General features: G+C 72.8%; 14 protein-coding genes. 11 read left to right on the forward strand and 3 right to left on the reverse strand.

All coding sequences use genetic code 11. From position 1 onward, the window contains the following. Nucleotides 1-11 precede the first annotated feature (11 nt). The 6 genes from HZB25_05155 to HZB25_05180 are packed head-to-tail and all read left to right on the forward strand — an operon-like array spanning nt 12 to nt 7635. The gene (locus HZB25_05155) at nt 12-920 is read left to right on the forward strand and encodes a tyrosine-type recombinase/integrase (protein ID MBI5836613.1); all 909 of its coding nucleotides are present in this window, start codon (nt 12-14) and stop codon (nt 918-920) included. Continuing rightward, nucleotides 913-2181 carry an Ig-like domain-containing protein gene (locus HZB25_05160; protein MBI5836614.1) on the forward strand — a complete coding sequence of 423 codons (1269 nt, stop codon included), beginning with the start codon at nt 913-915 and terminating at the stop codon, nt 2179-2181. The genes HZB25_05155 and HZB25_05160 overlap by 8 nt, the downstream gene beginning before the upstream one ends. Nucleotides 2182-2208: 27 nt before the next feature. Next, a complete protein-coding gene (locus tag HZB25_05165) occupies nt 2209-3027 on the forward strand; it encodes a diaminopimelate epimerase (protein ID MBI5836615.1) in 819 nt (272 codons plus the stop codon). Then, on the forward strand, nt 3014-3934 hold the full coding sequence (locus tag HZB25_05170; GenBank protein ID MBI5836616.1) for a 4-hydroxy-tetrahydrodipicolinate synthase: 921 nt from the start codon (nt 3014-3016) through the stop codon (nt 3932-3934). Before HZB25_05165 ends, HZB25_05170 begins: the two co-directional genes overlap by 14 nt. Continuing rightward, nucleotides 3931-4782, forward strand: coding sequence for a 4-hydroxy-tetrahydrodipicolinate reductase (dapB, locus tag HZB25_05175; protein ID MBI5836617.1), 852 nt, complete (start codon nt 3931-3933; stop codon nt 4780-4782). The genes HZB25_05170 and dapB overlap by 4 nt, the downstream gene beginning before the upstream one ends. Nucleotides 4783-4785: 3 nt before the next feature. Further along, a complete protein-coding gene (locus tag HZB25_05180; GenBank protein ID MBI5836618.1) occupies nt 4786-7635 on the forward strand; it encodes a PD40 domain-containing protein in 2850 nt (949 codons plus the stop codon). Here HZB25_05180 and HZB25_05185 read toward each other — a convergent pair. Genes HZB25_05185 through rpsT form a run of 3 tightly spaced genes read right to left on the reverse strand, consistent with a single transcriptional unit; the run spans nt 7625 to nt 9695 of the window. Beyond that, nucleotides 7625-8971: a hypothetical protein gene (locus HZB25_05185; protein ID MBI5836619.1), complete on the reverse strand. Its 1347-nt coding sequence runs from the start codon at nt 8969-8971 to the stop codon at nt 7625-7627. The genes HZB25_05180 and HZB25_05185 overlap by 11 nt on opposite strands. Then, the gene (locus tag HZB25_05190; GenBank protein ID MBI5836620.1) at nt 8968-9438 is read right to left on the reverse strand and encodes a hypothetical protein; all 471 of its coding nucleotides are present in this window, start codon (nt 9436-9438) and stop codon (nt 8968-8970) included. Before HZB25_05190 ends, HZB25_05185 begins: the two co-directional genes overlap by 4 nt. Beyond that, a complete protein-coding gene (gene rpsT / locus HZB25_05195) occupies nt 9438-9695 on the reverse strand; it encodes a 30S ribosomal protein S20 (GenBank protein MBI5836621.1) in 258 nt (85 codons plus the stop codon). Before rpsT ends, HZB25_05190 begins: the two co-directional genes overlap by 1 nt. A 174-nt stretch (nt 9696-9869) precedes the next feature. Between rpsT and uvrC the strand changes: the two genes are divergently transcribed. The 5 genes from uvrC (at nt 9870) to HZB25_05220 (ending at nt 16477) form a co-directional block, all read left to right on the forward strand. Further along, complete coding sequence (uvrC, locus tag HZB25_05200; protein ID MBI5836622.1) at nt 9870-11702, forward strand: excinuclease ABC subunit UvrC; 1833 nt, start codon at nt 9870-9872, stop codon at nt 11700-11702. Then, a complete protein-coding gene (xerD, locus tag HZB25_05205; GenBank protein MBI5836623.1) occupies nt 11699-12601 on the forward strand; it encodes a site-specific tyrosine recombinase XerD in 903 nt (300 codons plus the stop codon). Before uvrC ends, xerD begins: the two co-directional genes overlap by 4 nt. Before the next feature lie 22 nt (nt 12602-12623). Beyond that, nucleotides 12624-13280, forward strand: coding sequence for a hypothetical protein (locus tag HZB25_05210; protein MBI5836624.1), 657 nt, complete (start codon nt 12624-12626; stop codon nt 13278-13280). 61 nt (nt 13281-13341) lie between these two features. Then, the gene (locus HZB25_05215; GenBank protein ID MBI5836625.1) at nt 13342-15468 is read left to right on the forward strand and encodes a DEAD/DEAH box helicase family protein; all 2127 of its coding nucleotides are present in this window, start codon (nt 13342-13344) and stop codon (nt 15466-15468) included. Beyond that, nucleotides 15458-16477 carry a hypothetical protein gene (locus HZB25_05220; protein MBI5836626.1) on the forward strand — a complete coding sequence of 340 codons (1020 nt, stop codon included), beginning with the start codon at nt 15458-15460 and terminating at the stop codon, nt 16475-16477. Before HZB25_05215 ends, HZB25_05220 begins: the two co-directional genes overlap by 11 nt. Nucleotides 16478-16487: the final 10 nt, after the last annotated feature.

Consider the following 16487-nt stretch of genomic DNA (forward strand, 5'->3'; position numbering starts at 1 on the left):
GAGGCGAGGGCATGGACGCTCCCGACACGGATAGCCTGCTCCGCGAGTACGCCTCCCACCTGGCGGACCGCGTCAACGATTCCCCCCACACGGTGAAGAACTACCTGCGCGACGTGCGCCAGTGGCTGGAACGCGCCGGCGGCGCCAACCTGCGCGCGTTCGTGACCCGGCCGGAGGCCATCTCGGACTTCCTCGCGGCGGGCTCGCGCGGGGAGTCGCGCAGCGGGCGCAAGCTCTCGGCGCGCACCCTGGCGCGCCGGCGCGCGGCGTGCGTGAACCTGCTGCGCTGGATGGTGCGCACGGAACGCCTGGAGCGGATGCCCCGGCTGCCGCGCAGCCCGCGGGTGCGGCCGCAGCTGCCGCGCGTGATCAGCCGCGGCGAAATGGAAAGGGTGCTCGACGCGTGGCAGCCCACCGGGTGGCAGGAGTGCCGCGACAAAGCCATTCTCGAGGTGTTCTATTCCGCGGGCGTGCGCCTGGCCGAGCTGGTGGGGGCGCGGTGGGACGCCCTGGACGAGTGCGAAGGCTGGCTGCGCGTGATCGGCAAGGGGGACCGCGAGCGGCTGGCCCCGATCGGCCGGAAGGCGCTGCGCGCCCTGGACACCTACCGCCGCGGGCTGGCGGGCGCGGGCGTGGCCGCGGGCCCGCACGTGTTCGTGGGCCGCAAGGGGGAGGCCCTCTCGGTCCGCACCGTGCAGCGCCTGGTGCGCCGCCGCCTGGCCTCGCTGGGGCCGGCCGCGCCGCAGCACCCGCACGCGCTGCGCCATTCCTTCGCCACGCACATGCTGGAGGCGGGCGCCACGCTGCGCGACGTCCAGGAGCTGCTGGGCCACCGATCCCTGGCCAGCACCCAGGTTTACACGCACCTGAGCGTGCGGCACCTCAAGGAGACAATCGCGAGGGCGCATCCCCGTGGCTAGCCGGCCCGCCGTCCCGCTGGCCCCGGCGCGGCGGATCCGCCCGGAGCGGGCCGGAGCCTGGCGCGGCTTCCGCACCGGCCCGGCCGTCGCCGCCTGCCTCGCGTGCCTGCTGGCCCTGGTCACGGGATGCGCGCGCATGGAGCCGCCCTCGGGCGGACCGCTGGACCTGGTGCCGCCGGTGATTCTGGCCACCGCCCCGGACTCGGGGGCGGTGCAGGTGCCGCGTGGCTCGGTGCTGCGGGTGGAGTTCTCGAAGAGCATGGACCGGCGCTCGGTGGAGGACTACATCTTCACCTCGCCCCCGGTGCGCTTCCAGGAAGTGCGGTGGAGCGGCCGCACGCTGGAACTGGTGCCGCAGGACTCGCTGCGCGCCAACACCACGTACCTGGCGGTGGTCGGCACCGGCGCGCGCGACAGCCACGGCAACGCGCTGGCCCGGGCGGTGAATCTCGTGTTCTCCACCGGGGAGAAGCTCTCGCCGGGCCGGGTGTCCGGCCGGGTGGAGGCGGTGAAGCAGAGTGCGGCGGGCATCTTCGTGTGGCTCTACGACCAGGCGCTGCACGCGGACTCGCTGTGGGGCCGCGACGACCCCGACTACGTGGGCCAGACCGGCGCGGACGGACACTTCGAGATCCTGGGCCTGGGGATCGGGCCGGCGTACTCGGTGCACCTGTTTGCCGACCTGAACCGCAACCGCGCCTTCGACGAAGGCGGCGAGTACATGATGCACCTGGCCCGGCGGGTGCAGCTCACCGACTCGGTGCCCTCGGACACGTCCATCCGCGCGCGCTACGTGGACCCCAAGCTGCCGGGCAGCGTGGCCGGCCGGCTGGACACCTCCCTGGTGCGGCTCTCCGGCAGGGTCCTGGTGGAGTGCCTGGACGACACCGCGGCCACGCAGACCGTGACGGCCGATGCCCGCGGCGGCTTCCTCTTGCGTGTCACCCCGCCCGGCAAGTACCGTATCTACTGGTTCTCGGACGAAAACCAGGATCTGCTGCCGGACCCCGCCGAGAAGCGCGGGGAGGCGCTCGAATTCGAGCTGAAGCCCGGCGAGGACATCCAGGAGTTGCTGGTGCCGCGCGAGGGCCGGCCGCGGCTGCCCCGCGAGCGGGATCTGCCCCGGGACGCCCGGGAGGCCCCGGGCGGGCCCGCGGAAGGTGCGCCGGGCGGCGCCCCGGACGGCGCCGGGGGCCCCGGCGGTTTGCCCGGGGGCGGCGGCGCGAATCCCGACACCACCGGCCTGAATCCGAGAAGATAGACCGGCCGGGGAGGGGCCCGCTCCACCATGGAGATCGCGTTCACCAAGATGCACGGCGCCGGCAACGACTTCGTGGTGCTGGACGGCCGCGGCGCGAGGCTGCCGGGCGATATTCCCGCCTTCGTCCGCCACGTCTGCGACCGCCGCCGCTCGGTGGGCGCGGACGGCGTGCTGATCCTGGCCCCCTCGGAGCGCGCGGACTTCCGCATGCGCTACTACAACGCCGACGGCGGGGAGGCCGAGATGTGCGGCAACGGGGCGCGGTGCATCTCGCGGTTCGCCGCCGCGCGCGGCGTGGGCGGCCCGGACCTGACCTTCGAGACCCTGAGCGGGCCCATCCGCGCCCGCGTGCGGCCGGACACCGTGACCGTGCACATGGGCGACGCCCGCGACGTGCGCCCCGAGGCCGCGGTCGCCGGCTTCGCCGGCCCCCCGGTGCTGTTCCTCAACACCGGGGTGCCGCACGCGGTGCTGTTCGTGGATGACGTGGGCGCCGTGCCGGTGGTGGAATGGGGCCGCCTGCTGAGACACCACGCGGCCTTTGCGCCCGCGGGCGCCAACGTGGACTTCGTGCAGGTGAAGGGCCCGCGGCGCATCGCGGTGCGCACCTACGAGCGCGGGGTGGAGGACGAGACGCTCGCCTGCGGCACCGGCATCACCGCCGCGGCGGTGGCCGCCGGCCTGGCCCGCGGGTGCGCCACCCCCGTCGAGATCGAGGCGCGCAGCGGCGACGTGCTGCGCGTGGACTACCGCCGCGAGGGCGGGCAGGTCCTGGACATGACCCTGGAAGGCCCCGCGGTCACCGCGTACGAGGGCCGCTTGGAGTGGAACGATGGCCACGAGTGACATCTTCAAGGGTTTGTGGGTGGCGCTGGTCACCCCGTTCCGCGGCGGCGCGGTGGATGAGAAGGCCCTGCGCGCCCTGGCGCGCCGCCTGATCGAGGGCAGCGTGGACGGCCTGGTGCCGGTGGGCAGCACCGGCGAGGCGGCCACCATGGACGACGCCGAGCGGCTGCGGGTGATCGAGATCGTGCTGGAGGAGGCCGGCGGAAAGGTGCCGGTGATGCCCGGCACCGGCACCAACTGCACCGCGACCACCGTGGCGCTCACGCGCGCCGCCAGGCAGGCCGGGGCGCAGGCCGCGCTGGTGGTCACGCCCTACTACAACAAGCCCACGCCGGAGGGCCAGCTGGCGCACTTCGAGGCCGCGGCGAAGGTGGGCCTGCCCATCATCATGTACAACATCCCCGGACGTACCGGGGTGAACATGACCGTGGAGACGATGCTCACGCTCGCACGGCTGCCCGAGATCGCCGGGGTGAAGGAGTCGTCCGGATCGCTCGACACCGTGAGCGAGCTGGTGGCGGGCGCCGCGGAGCGGGGACTGGACTTCGTGGTGATGTCCGGCGACGACTCGCTGGCCCTGCCTTCCATGGCCGTGGGGGCCACCGGGCTGGTGTCGGTGGTGGGCAACGTGGTGCCCCGCGAGACCAGGGCCATGATCGCCGCCTTCCAGCAGGGGCGGGCCCCGGAGGCGGCGCGACTGCACGCGAAGCTGCTGCCGCTGATCAAGGTGCTGTTCGCCGAGACCAACCCGGCGCCGTGCAAGGCGCTGCTTTCGATGCTGGGGATGATGCAGAACGAACTGCGGCTGCCGCTGGTGCCGGTGCGTGCCGCCACCGCGACGAAGCTGCGTGAAACCTGGGAGAGGCTGGGCTTCGCCGCGCCGGCCGCAGCGGGGGTGGGTTCATGAATTCGTCCGACCCGTCGCCGGAGGCCGCTCGCGCGGGCGAGCCGTCCGTCGGCACCGAAATACCCGTCGCCATCTCGGGGGCCTGCGGGCGCCTGGGGCGGCGCATCGTGGCGTGCCTGTCCAGCGAGCCCGGGCCGCGCCCGCACGCCGCGCTGGAATCCCCAGGAAGCGACTGGATCGGCTCCCGGCACCCGGAGTGCCCCTCGCTCACCGTGATCGACGAGATCGACGTGGCGCTGGACGGCTCGCGCGCGCTGGTGGAGGCCAGCCTGCCGCTTCCGGCGATGGATCACGCCGAGGTGGCCGCCGAGGCCGGCGTGCCGCTCCTGATGGCGGTCACCGGCCTGTCGCAGGCCCAGCGCGACCGGCTGGACCAGTTGTCGGTGAAGATCCCGGTGCTGGTCACCTCCAACCTCTCCATGGGCGTGTCCGCCCTGGTGCACCTGTGCCGCGAGGCCGCCCGCGGACTGGGCTTCGACGTGGAGATCGTCGAGATGCACCACAAGGGCAAGCGGGACGCGCCCAGTGGCACCGCGCTCATGCTCGCCCGCGCCATCGCCGAGGCGCGCGGCTGGGGCGAGGACTCCTTCCTGTACGGCCGCGAGGGCGCCGTGGGGCAGCGGCCCGAGAAGCAGATCGGCATCCACGCGGTGCGCGGCGGGGAGATCGTGGGCGAGCACCAGGTGGTCTTCGCGGGCCAGGGAGAGCGGCTGGTGCTTTCGCACTCGGCCGAATCGCGGGACTGCTTCGCGCGCGGCGTGGCGCCCGCGATCCGTTTCCTGTGCGCGCAGGGCCCCGGCCGCTACGGCATGGACGATGTCTGGAGGGCCGCGCTGAAAGGCAGCTGATCCGTGCCCCGGTCCCAATCCACCGCTGCCGCGGGGCGCCGCGCGTCCCGCCATGGCATCGTCACCGCCCGTTCGGCGGTGACGAGTCGCAGTCTTCCCGCCGTTTGCCTCCTGGCGGCCGCCCTGTGCGCCGCGCCCGCGGGCGCCCAGGGCGTGTTCGGGGCCAACAAGGTTCTCTACCAGCCGCTGAACTGGCTCTCCGCCGTGACCCCGCACCTGAGGCTGTACTTCTACCCGCAGGAGGCGGAGCTGGCCCGCGCCACGCTGGCGGTGGCGGAATCGGCCTGCGTGGAGTACGAGGCCCGCATCGGCCACCGGCTTTCGAAGCCCATCCCCATGTTCGTATTCAGCTCCCACCGCGACTTCGAGTCCTCCAACATCCTGCCCGGCGCCTCTCCCGAGGAGGTGGGTGGGGTGACCGAGCTGATGCGCGGGCGGGTGCTGATCCCGCACACCGGCTCGCACGCGCGCCTGGTGCACGTGGTGCGCCACGAGCTGGCCCACGCCTTCATGCTGGACCATCTCTCGGCGGCGGCGAAGAAGAGCCGTGCGGTGCTGCGACAGCAGCCCCCGCTGTGGTTCGTGGAAGGCTGGGCCGAGCATCTCTCCGGCGGCTGGACCTCCGACGACGACATGGTGCTGCGCACCGCGGTGCTGGGAGGCTTCGCACAGGACCTGGAGCACCTGTGGCGGGTGGAGGGCAGCTTCCTGATGTACAAGGAGGGCCAGTCCTTCCTGGACTTCGCGGCCCCCCGGGTGGGGGGCACGGCCGGGCTGGCAAAGTTCTTCGAGGCCTGGCCGCGCAAGCAGACGGCGGAGGAGTGCGCGCAGGCCGCGTGGGGCATGGCGCTGGAGGACCTGGGCCGGGAGTGGTTCGCCTCTCTGCGCAGGCGCTACTACCCGCTGATTTCGGAACGCCGCGAGGCCTCCGAGTTCGCGACTCCGCTGGCCTCGCGGGGCTGGGTCAACCTGCGGCCCGCGGTGGTGCCGGGCACGTCCCGGGCGACGCTGCAGGTGGTGCACTTCTCCGACCAGGGCGACTACCCCGGCGTGTGGCTGTGGGAGCGGCGCGGGCTGGCCTCGGAACAGCGCCGGCTGGTGCGCGGCGGAAATCGCCGCGGCTACGAGTCCCTGCATTTCTTCGAGACCCGCATGGGCGTGAGCCGCCGCGGCGAGCTGGCGCTGGTCAGCCGACAGGGCTCGCGCGACGTGATCCACGTGCTGGGCCTGCCGGGAGGGGAGGAGCGCGCGGAATTCGAGTCACCCGGCCTGGTGTCGCTGGGCTCGCCCTCGTGGTCGCCGGGCGGGGACTCGCTGGTGGTGCGGGGCCAGGACCTCGCGGGCGACGCCGACCTGTACCTGGTGGACCGCGGGACCGGCGCCTTCACGCGCCTCACGCACGACGCCTACGACGACCGGGACCCGGTGTTCACACCGGATGGCGCCGCCATCACCTTCAGCTCCGATCGCGGCCCGGACGGCCCGGAGGGGCGCCAGCACCTCTTCGAGCTGCGACGGGACGGGAGCCTCCGCGGCCTCACCTCGGGCCGGTGCAGCGACACCCAGCCCGCGTGGAGCCCCGACGGGAAGCGCCTGGCGTTCGTCTCGGACCGCGGCGGCGCCCCGGACCTCTACGCGCTCGAGCCGGGCCGGGGCTGCGCGCGGCTCACCCGGGTGCTGGGGGCCGCGTGGGATCCCGCGTGGGAGGCAGACAGCACGCACCTGGTGTTCAGCCAGTATTCCGGCGGGAAGTTCGAGATGTTCGAGATGAGCGTGGCCGACTCGGCGCTGGAGTGGTCCCCCGAGACCGGCGCGCTGGCCGCGGACTGGTCGCGGCCCCTGGCCCCCGCGGACACCCCGGTGGAGCCGTACCGGCGCCGGTGGGGCCTGGGACTGGTGCAGACGGGCTTCAACTCGGACCCGGAAGTGGGGGGTTCCTCCGGCCAGCTGGCGCTGCAGGACCTCCTGGGCAACGAAGAATTGAGCTTCTTCCTGGGCAGCTCCACCGACGGGCTGTCCAACCTGGTGGACGACCTGGACATCGGTGCCACCTACGTCAACTACTCCCACCGGCTGGCGCTGGGATTCGGGCTGTTCCGGCTGAACCGGATCTACGACAGCCGCCTGGACGTGGTTCGCAACGAGCACCGCACGGGCGGAACGCTGGTGGCCAGCTACCCGCTGAGCCGCTTCGACCGCGTGGAAACCAGCGTGGTGTTCCGCCGCGCCACTCATCACCTGTTTGCCGACGGGCGGATGGGGGAGGCTTCGCTGCTCTCGCACTATCTCACCCTGGTGCATGACAACGCCTGGCTGGGCGGAAACGGCCTCACCGCCGGCTGGCGCGCGGTGCTGTCCGCCGGGCAGACGCGCGACCTGTCCGCGGGCAAGGGCAACTTCTGGACCCTGCGGCTGGAGGGCCGCCGCTACCAGGAACTGCTGCCCAACGTGGTGTGGGCCTCGCGCGTGCGCGCGGAGTGGGCCACCGGGGAGGACGCCGAGCCGGTGCGCGCCGGGGGCTTCGCCGACTTGCGCGGATTCCCGCGCCGCGGGGTGCTGGCCACGCGCCTGGCGCTGATGAACCACGAGCTGCGGTTCCCGCTGGTGAAGTCGTTGATCCTGTCCACGCCCGGTGGAGGGGTGCGCCTGCCCGACATCATGGCCGCGCCTTTCGTGGACGTGGCCTCCTTCGGGCAGGGCCGCTTCGAGTCGCCGGTGGGATCGGTGGGGGTGGGGTTCTACCTGTTCGGAGGGTATTTTCCGGCGGTGCGGCTGGACGTGGCGAAGGTCCACGACCGCGACGGCTGGCAGCCGGGGACCGACACGAGCTTCAGCGTGGGATTCAATTTTTGACCCGGGGCGCCGCCCGGGCCACCGCGCCGGGCGCGAATGGCAGCGCCACCGGGCCCGGCACCACCGCGATCCCCAGCGGATAGCCCAGGTCCCCGAGCCGGCGCGCGGGGGAGCCCGACGCCGCGATCTTCCACGCGGCGTTGTCGGCCGCGTCCGCCACCCACACCGACTGGTCCGCGGGGTTGACCGCCAGGGCCACCGGGTTCACCGGCCCCTCCACCGTCCACAGCACCCGCCCTTCCCGCGAAAGGCGCGACACGCTGCCCGCGCCGGACTTCGAGCAGGCCACCCACACCGAGCCGTCCGCGGGATCCACGATCACGTCCAGCACCCCCGGGAAGCCCACCAGCCGGTAGCGCTCCACGCCGTCGGCGTCCAGGCGCACCAGCTGGTCCGCGCCGAAGTCGGCCACCCACAGGGAGGGCGGGTCGTGCGGGCCGCCCGGGTCGAACGCCAGCCCTTCCGGCTGGGCGAAGCCCCGGCGGCTGACCACGCGCGTGCCGTCGCGACGCACGCGGGTGATGCGCCCGGCGTCGGCTTCGGCCACCCACGCGCCGCCGTCGGAGGGATCCACGGCCAGACCCACCGGGCCGGCGAAGCCGGTGGCCCGGGCCAGCAGCTGGCCGCCCGGGGCCAGCAGCGCCACCGTGCCGGCGTGGTCGTCTGCCACCCAGCAGCCGCCGCGCCGGGGGTCCACCGCCAGGGCTCGGGGGTAGTCCAGGGCGGTGTGCGTCGCGCGCACGTTGCCGGCGCTGTCCAGCTCGGCCACCACGCCGTCGAAGGTGTTGGCCAGCCACAGCTCGCCCGTCACCGCGTCCCACGCCACGTCGGAAGGGAAGTTGAAGACCTCCAGGGAGGCGCGCACCGCGCCGCAGTCGGGGGCGAGCACCGCCAGCCGGTCCCGTCCCGCGTCAGCCAGCCACACCACCTCGGGGCCCGGCGTCGCCGTGACCTCGGTGGGGAGCCCGGGGCCGGAGGCCGTGACCGCCCGCAGACGGTAGACGTATTGCACGCCGTCGCGCGCGGTGGTGTCCACGAATCCGGCCCGGGTGAGCGGCACGCTGGCGAGGGTGGCGAACACCGGGTCGTTGGTCTCCGCCCGCTCCAGGAGCAGTTGCGGCGTGGGGCTGAACGCGAACACGCTCCACGAGAGGCTGACCCGGGAGTGGGCGGCCGTCGCGGTCACGTCCTGCAGCCGGCCGCCGGTGTCCGGATTCAGGGGATCCAGCGGGTTGGAGCGCTCGCGCGTGCTGCAGCCGGCGAGCAGCGCCACGGCCGCGCCGGCCAGGAGCGCCGTGCGGATTCCGTGAACGCCCGGGCCCCCGGCCGCGGTCACGGGTTCCAGGCCACCCGCAGCCCGGCGCCGCCGGGCACGGGCTGGACGCTCACGGCGAGGCCGTGCTCCGGTACGCGCCACGCCAGCAGCAGCGTGGCGGCGGCGGCGGATTCACCCACGATCAGGAGGGCGTCGGACCAGTGGTCCAGCCGGCGCGCGTCCGAGTAGTGACGCTCCATCTGCGCCGGGTCGGGGCTCTGGCGATACTGCTCGTAGCGGCGGTTCGCGGCCGCGAGCAGCAACTGGGAGGACAGCAGCGAGGCGACCGTGAGCGCCGCGCCGCCGACCAGCAACGGCACACGGCGCCGGCTCCACGAGGAAGCCGGCGCGACCCGGGGGGTCTCCGCGGGCAGGGTGCGAAATGTCAGGGAATCAGCCGGCCCGGCCCGGACCGGCGTGGGGAGGCCGGTGAGCTCCAGCGCCACAGCCAGCCCGGCGGCGATGCAGGCCCGGCGGCCGGGCAGCATCAGCCGCGGGCGATTGCGCGGGCCAGGCGGGCCTTCTGCCGGTTCGCGGTGGCCTTCTTGAGGACACCCTTGCGAACGGCGCGGTCGAGGACCGACGCGGCTTCGCGGTAGGTGGCCGGGGCGGCGGCGTCCTTGGCTTCGGCCTTGTCACGGACCGTGCGCACGCTGCTGCGGACCTCGGACATCACCGCGCGGTTCTTTGAGTTGTCCCGGGCGTTGGTCTTGACCCGGTGCTTCGCGGACTTGTGGTGTGGCATTTCATGCTCCTCGAATGGATTCCCAGTGGCGACTCCAAAGACGGTATCCTACCTGAAGCCGCAATCGGTGTCAACACAAGGACTTGTTGGCCCGGGGAGGGGTCCGGGGAGGGTATGCAGGGGCGAGCGGTTTGTGTTATGGTGGGTTATCAGGCCGGCTTGATGGGGGTTGCGATGAGCTCGGAGCGACTGCTGAAGATCCGTCAGGTCCTGGCTGCGCTCCCAGGCTCCCCGGGTGTGTACATTATGAAGAACACCCAGGGCCGGGTGATCTACGTGGGGAAGGCAAAACGCCTTGACCACCGGGTCCGCTCCTACTTCTCCGCCACCCCCTCCGAACACCCGAAAGTGCGCAGCTTGGTGGCGCAGGTCTCCGGCCTGGAGTACATCGTCACCTCGTCCGAGAGCGAGGCGCTGCTCCTGGAGCTCACGCTGATCAAGGAGCACCAGCCTCACTACAACATCAGCCTGAAGGACGACAAGCGCTACCCCCACGTGAAGCTGAGCGTGCAGGAGGCGGTGCCCCGCCTGGGATTCACGCGCAAACCGCTGGGCGACGGGGCGCGCTACTTCGGGCCGTTTACCGACGTGCGGGAAGTCCGCGCGGGGCTCAAGTTCCTGCGTACGGTGTTCCCGGTGCGCACCTGCGCCACGCTGCCGAAGCGGGCGTGCCTGGACCATCACATCGGCCGTTGCGTGGCGCCCTGCGAGGGCGGGGCCGCGGTGGACGAACACCGGCGGATCGTGGACGAGTTGTGCCTGTTTCTGTCCGGCCGCAGCGACGCCCTGCTGGAGCGGCTGCGGCAGGAAATGGAAGCCGCCAGCGGGCGGCGCGACTACGAGGACGCGGCGCGGCGGCGCGACCAGCTCCAGCGCGTGGAGCGGCTGCTCAGCCGGCAGCGCATGGTGAGCCTGGACAGCCGGGACCAGGACGTCCTGGGCCTGGCCGTGAGCGGGGACCGCGCCGCGGGCGTGGCGCTGGAAGTGCGCGGCGGGAGGGTGCTCGCCAAGCGGGTCCGCGAGCTGCGCAACGTGGCGGGCCGGCCGTTGGACGAAGTCTGGGCGGCGTGGATCACGCAGCACTATTCGCGGCTGGAGGCCCTGCCCCGCGAGGTGGTGGTGCCGGAGGCCCCCGCCGGGCAGGATCTGGTGGAGGAGTTCCTCCGCGGCCGCCGGGCGGGCGCGGGCCTCCGGATCCCCCGGCGGGGGCCCCTGGTGGCGCTGCTGGAGATGGCCCGCCAGAACGCCACCCTGGCGCTGGAAGACTCGCTCCAGGGTGGCGAAAAGGTGCTCCGGGTGGATCCGGCGCTCTACGACCTCCAGAAGGTCCTGGGCCTGAGCGCGCCGCCGCTGAGGATCGAGGCCTTCGACGTGTCGCACCTTCAAGGTAGCGAAACGGTGGCCTCACTTGTGGTATTGTGGAATGCCAGACCCAAGCGCAGCGACTATCGGCGGTTCCGGATCCGCCACCTGGAAGGCAACGACGACTTCCGGAGCATGGCCGAGGCGGTGGGCCGGCGCGCCGCGCGCGTGCGCGGCGGCGGGGCTCCCAGGCCCGACCTGTACCTGATTGACGGGGGCCGGGGGCAGCTCGGCGCGGCCGAGGCGGCCCTGCGTGAGCACGGCCTGGAGGGCGTGCCCGCGCTGGGGTTGGCGAAACGCCTGGAGGAGATCTATCTTCCCGGGCGGAGGGACCCGGTGCGGCTGCCGCGCCACTCCGGGGCACTACAGCTTCTGCAGCGCGTGCGCGACGAGGCGCACCGTTTTGCCGTGACGTACCATCGGAAACTCCGTGCAGCCCGGGCCAACGCTTCCGTGTTCCGCACCCTCCCGGGCGTCGGTCCCGGGCGAGAGCGCCTGTTGCTGCGGCACTTCGGTTCCCTCGACGCCCTGCGCAGCGCGGGTCGCGACGAGATCGAACGGGTGCCCGGCATCGGGGCGCGACTCGCCGCGAAGATCCACGAGGCCCTTCAGGCAGGGGCGGGAGCAGGGAAGCAGACAGCATGACGACGGAAGCGAGCGGGTTCGAAGAAGCGGTGCGGGGATTCCTCAAGCACCTGGAGGAGGAGCGGCGCCTGTCGCCGCGCACCCTGCAGGCGTATTACCTGGATCTCCGCGATTTCGGGCGGTACCTCAAGGAAGCCGGCGCGGAATGGGACAAGCTCACGCCCGCGCAGGTGGAGGCCCATCTGGGCGCGCTCCGTCGCGGGGGGCTGGCGGCCACCAGCGTGGCGCGCCACCAGTCCACGCTGCGCACCTTCTTCCACTACGCTTCGGGCCAGCCCGGGGTGCTGGATCCCACCGCCAACCTGGAGGCCCCGCGCCGGCCGGCCCGGGTGCCGCGGTTCCTGGTCATCGGCGAGGTGGAGATGCTGCTGGCGCAGCCGCGCCTGGACACGACCCTGGGCATCCGTGACCGCGCCATGATGGAAGTGATGTACGGCGGCGGGCTGCGGGTGTCGGAGCTGATCTCGCTGAAGGTGCCCGACGTGCAGTTCGAGGAGTCCTTCCTGCTGGTCAGCGGCAAGGGCGACAAGCAGCGCCTGATCCCGCTGGGTTCGAAGGCCCGGGAGGCCCTCGTGGCGTACATGGAGGGCTCCCGGCCGCACCTGCTGCGGGGGCGCACCAGCCCGTACATCTTCCTGAACGCGCGGGGCGGTCCCCTCACGCGCATGGGTTTCTGGACGGTCCTCAAGCGTCACGCGCGGACCGCCGGGCTGGCCGAAAAGGTCACGCCCCACGTCCTCCGTCACTCCTTCGCCACCCACCTCCTCCAGGGCGGCGCGGATCTGAGGAGCGTCCAGGAGCTGCTGGGCCACGCGTCCATCACCACCACCGAGATCTACACGCACGCGGATCGGGAGTACCTCGCGGAGCAGTTCAAGCAGTTCCATCCGCGGGCCTGAGGCCGCGGGCACAGGAGGAGACATGCCGAAGCCGGGGTGGGGGATCGCCCTGTCCGCGGCCGCGCTGGGGACCGCGCTGCTGCTCGTACCCGCGGAGTCGCGGGCGACCAACATCCGCCCGGGCACCATCAGCCTGGGCGTTTCCGCCGACGTGTCCACCCTGGGCGGGGGCAGCTACCTCGCGCGCGCGTTCGACCGCGGCCGGCCCGGCTGGCAGGGCCACGTGCGCTACCGGATGCGCAGGAAGTTCGTGCTCGGTGTCACCTTCGCGCAGCAGTGGTACCGTCCCAGCGCCACCATGCCCTTCGTGGCCTCGGGCGATTCCACGGAACTCGAGCGGCTCACTGTGTGGAGCGCCGGCGTGGAGGCCGGGAAAGTGTTCGGTTCCAACGAGCACCCGGTGTACCTGCTCCTGGGCGCCGGCGTGTGGAGCCCCACCGCCTTCGCACCCTCCACGGAAGCCTACGCCGCCAACAAGCCGGACCGCATCTACGGCTCGCTGACGCTGGGCACGGAGGTGTTCCTGCGGCGGTCCGTGACCGCCGATCTTTCGCTGCGCGCGCTGGTGCACAGCGCGGCCGAGACCAGCTACCCGCGCGTGGGCGGAGACAGCGGGCCGACGAAGCTGGATCACGAGATCCAGCTCACCGCGGGTCTCCATTTCTACGTGCTCGACTAGAGGCCCCATCGCCCTGGACGGACCCGGCCCTGGTCCCACCCCCGGGGGAACCCGACTCCTCGTGACTCGACCGCGATTCCGCGCCGGACAAAAGGTCCGGCACCCCGTATTCGGCGCCGGCCTGGTGGTGGAAGTGAAGGAGGGGGCCCGCTTCGACGTGCTCGAAGTGGTGTTTCCCGACGGCACCCGCCGCCTGTCTTCGAACACGCCCCAACTCGAAGCCGTGCGATCCACCCGCGAGCCGCGCGCCACACCGGGCGGCGACGCGTCCCCCGCGCGCCCCCGGGCGCTTCCCGTCGCGGCGGACCCGCAGGCTGGATCCTCCGGGACCCCCGTGAACACCGCGGACGCACCAATCACCGGCGAAGCCGTGAGCGCCGGGGACGAAGACGGCCTGTCCCCGGCCGGTCCCGGCGCCCCGGGCTCCGGCCCCGCCACGGCCGTTGGGCCCGGCGCCGAGCCGGCCGCGGCCGCGACCTCCTCCGTCGAGGGCATCGTCTTCGATGAGACCGCCGGCGAGATCCTGGACCGCCTCGAGAAGGGCGTACTCGATCCGCCCGAACTCTTCCGGCTGCGCCTCAAGGCCGAGGAATTGGTCCGCGAGCAGGGCTTCGACCGCCTGCTGTCCCTGCCCAGCCTGCGCGACGTGGAGCGCTTCCCGCACCAGGAGCAGGCCTGCCTGCGCGTGCTGCGGGAGATGCGCGGCCGGGCGCTGCTGGCCGACGAGGTGGGGCTGGGCAAGACCATCGAGGCCGGCATCGTGCTCCGCGAATACCTGCTGCGCGGGCTGGTCCGGCGCGTGCTGATCCTGGCGCCCGCCTCGCTGTGCCTGCAGTGGCAGGAGGAGATGGCGCGCAAGTTCGACCTGGCCTTCGAGATCCAGCCGCCGGGGCGCCCCTGGAGCACCGCGCCGCTGCTCATTTCCTCGCTGGAGCGCGCCAAGATGCCCGCCCGGCGCAGCGCCGTCACCGAGAGCCTCTACGACCTGGTGGTGGTGGACGAAGCCCACCGGCTGCGCAACCAGCGCACCCTGAACCGGCAGCTGGTGGCCGAGCTGGCGCCGCGCCACCTGCTGCTGCTCACCGCCACGCCGGTGCAGAACGACATGCGCGAGCTGTACAACCTGGTGAGCCTGGTGCGCCCGGGGGCGCTGGGGACGTGGCGCAGCTTCAAGAAGAACTACGTGACCCGCGGGGACCCGCGCACCCCCGCCCAGCCGGAACAGCTGCGCGGCCTGCTGGGAGGCGTCATGGTGCGCAGCACCCGCGCCGGCGCCGGCCTGCAGTGGTCGAAGCGGCACGTGGAGACGCGCTCGGTGCGCTTGAACCCGCCGGAGCGGGAACTCTACGACGCCATGGGCGCCTTCGCCGTGCGCAACTTGGGGTCGGGCTCCCGGGGCGGGGCGGAGCACCTGTCGCTGCTGGTGCTGCAGAAGGAGCTGGGCAGCAGCGTGCAGGCAGCGGTGAAGACCCTGCGCGTGCTGACCCGCCACGCCCGGGGGGAGCGCGAGGGGCGCGAGCTGGGCGCGCTCTACGAGATGGCGGCGAAGGTGGGCCCCCAGGCCAAGCTGGGGGCGCTGCTGGAGATCCTCGAGGGCAGCGACGAGAAGGCCGTGGTATTCACGCAATTCACCGCCACCCTGGACTTCCTGGTCTCGGAACTGCGCGCGCGCGGCATGCGCGTGGCCGCGTTCCACGGGGGGCTCTCGGAGCAGGCGAAGGAGGGTGCGGTGAGCGCGTTCCGCGGTGGGGACCGCGTGCTGGTGTCCACCGAAGCCGGCGGCGAGGGCCGCAATCTTCAATTCTGCCACGTGCTGGTGAACTACGACCTGCCGTGGAACCCGATGCGCGTGGAGCAGCGCATCGGGCGCGTGCATCGTCTGGGACAGACGCACGACGTGCGCGTGTACAACCTGGCCGCCGAGGACACCATCGAGTCCGCGGTGCTGGAGACGCTGTACCGCAAGATCCGCCTGTTCGAGCTGGTGGTGGGCGAGGTGGAGAACATCCTGAGCCACATCCAGGAGCCGCACACCCTGGAGGACCGCGTGTTCCGCGCCTGGAACGCCAGCGAGGGCGCCGAGGCGCGCCGCCGCCGCTTCGAGCAGCTGGCCGACGAGCTGGTGGCCGCGCAGCGGCGCTACGAGCAGATCCGGGAGATGGATGAATCGATCCTCGATGAAGCCTGACGCGCCCGCGCGGGGCGGCCGCCTGCTCACCGAGTGGGTCCTGGAGTGCCTGAAGGTGCACGGGGCCCGGGTGGAGCGCGGCCCCGACGAAGGCTGGACCGTGGAGCCGGGCCGCGAGCTGGCGCGGGTGCTGGGCCGCGGGAAGCTGGAGTTCGGCCCGGCGCGCGACGGCGCCACCGGGAACCGCGAGCCGCTGGCCTGGGACAGCCCCGCGGTGCAGGCCCTGATCGCGCACGTGCGCGACCGTGGCCTGGCCGCGGACCTGTGGCTCTCGGGCGTGCCGCCGGAGGAGGGGCTCAAGATCCTCGCGTCGCGCCTGGAAATCGAGGGCCAACAGCCGGCCCTCTCGGTGCTCCGCGGCGAGGTGCGCCCGCAGCTGGTCTACAACTTCAAGGTCCGCTGGCAGGGCAGCGAGGGGCGCGAAGAGCTGCGCTCGGTGCGCTTCGACCCCGCCACCGGCGAGTCCCGCGAGGTGCCGCCGGGCGATCAGCACGACTTCGTGCCACCCCCCGCCGGCCGCGGGCCTTCGCGCCGCGGCCTGCCGGTCCGCGCCGGCTTCGAGCAGGCCCGCGCGGCGCTGCTGGAAGCCATGCGCGAGAAGCTGGCGCAGCGCGTGCGCCGGGCCCGGGCAGGGGCGCGCGAGGAGGAGAAGCGGCTCAACGCCTACTACGAGCAGCTGCTGCGCGAGGAGCGCGGCGGATCGCCGCGGCGGGGCGAAAAGCGCTCCCGCGAGCGGGTGGAGCAGCTCAAACGGGAGTGGCGCCGAAAGCTGGACGCTCTGGGCGGCGGGGGGGAGGAGGCCCGCTACGGGCTGGTGAGCGCCTCGGTGCTGTGGGCCCCGTGGCTCGTGGCCGAGGTGCGCCTCAAGGGCCGGCCGGCCCTGGTGCGGGCCACTGAGCTGGACCTGCACCTGCGACGCTGGGAGGGACTGACCTGCGACGGCTGCGGCCGGCCGCACACCTGGCTCCGCCGGGAGGGGGCCCGCCTGCTGGGGGTGGACTGCAATTGACAAGCGCGTC

Source organism: Candidatus Eisenbacteria bacterium (genome assembly GCA_016235265.1).
GTDB lineage: Bacteria > Eisenbacteria > RBG-16-71-46 > RBG-16-71-46 > JACRLI01 > JACRLI01.

Coding starts and splice junctions, on each gene's coding strand:
- HZB25_05155 (MBI5836613.1), top strand. CDS start 12: ATGGACGCTCCCGACACGGATAGCCTGCTCCGCGAGTACGCCTCCCAC.
- HZB25_05165 (MBI5836615.1), top strand. CDS start 2,209: ATGGAGATCGCGTTCACCAAGATGCACGGCGCCGGCAACGACTTCGTG.
- HZB25_05170 (MBI5836616.1), top strand. CDS start 3,014: ATGGCCACGAGTGACATCTTCAAGGGTTTGTGGGTGGCGCTGGTCACC.
- dapB (MBI5836617.1), top strand. CDS start 3,931: ATGAATTCGTCCGACCCGTCGCCGGAGGCCGCTCGCGCGGGCGAGCCG.
- HZB25_05190 (MBI5836620.1), bottom strand. CDS start 9,438: ATGCTGCCCGGCCGCCGGGCCTGCATCGCCGCCGGGCTGGCTGTGGCG.
- rpsT (MBI5836621.1), bottom strand. CDS start 9,695: ATGCCACACCACAAGTCCGCGAAGCACCGGGTCAAGACCAACGCCCGG.
- uvrC (MBI5836622.1), top strand. CDS start 9,870: ATGAGCTCGGAGCGACTGCTGAAGATCCGTCAGGTCCTGGCTGCGCTC.
- xerD (MBI5836623.1), top strand. CDS start 11,699: ATGACGACGGAAGCGAGCGGGTTCGAAGAAGCGGTGCGGGGATTCCTC.
- HZB25_05210 (MBI5836624.1), top strand. CDS start 12,624: ATGCCGAAGCCGGGGTGGGGGATCGCCCTGTCCGCGGCCGCGCTGGGG.
- HZB25_05220 (MBI5836626.1), top strand. CDS start 15,458: ATGAAGCCTGACGCGCCCGCGCGGGGCGGCCGCCTGCTCACCGAGTGG.